This is a genomic window from Candidatus Corynebacterium faecigallinarum (assembly GCF_052264515.1).
In the GTDB taxonomy this organism is placed as follows: Bacteria; Actinomycetota; Actinomycetes; order Mycobacteriales; family Mycobacteriaceae; genus Corynebacterium; species Corynebacterium faecigallinarum.
Genome location: NZ_JBQQOC010000100.1, coordinates 1 through 442 on the forward strand (window position 1 = coordinate 1; position 442 = coordinate 442).

Below are 442 nucleotides of genomic sequence, written 5' to 3' on the forward strand. Positions count from 1 at the left end.
GCCGGTGGAGACCTTCCGGCGTAGCGCGTCCAGTTCCAGGGTGAGGTCATCGGAGCGCTCGATCTGGTCGATGCACTCCTCACGGGGCGTCGCCTGGGAGTCTTCCCCCGTCGGCACTGCGGCCCCAGGAGACGGTGTATGCCCTGCTGTCGACGGGAACGTCGTGGTGGCCGACTGCAGTACCCGGTCGCTCTCCTCGACGAGCGTATTTGCCCGGACGAGGATGTCCCGGAGCTCCGCATCGAGCGGGCGGCTGTTCTCGACGAAGTAGGCTTCTTCCAACCTCGTGCCGACCCCCTTGTTGCGCTGGAGGTCGTCCCACCAGCGCACGGCTGTCCGCAGTCGTCCGCTGGACTCGTTCGAGAGGGTGACCAACGCCGCGTCCAACTCCGCCAGATTCTCTTCGGCGGCACGACGTCCGCGCACACCGGACCACAGGTAG

At 67.0% G+C, this 442-nt stretch carries 1 protein-coding gene; it reads right to left on the reverse strand.

Annotation, left to right across the window (positions count from 1 at the left end):
- On the reverse strand, positions 1-442 hold a 442-nt coding region (locus ACTXPP_RS14235), incomplete at both ends, for a hypothetical protein (protein ID WP_443342788.1).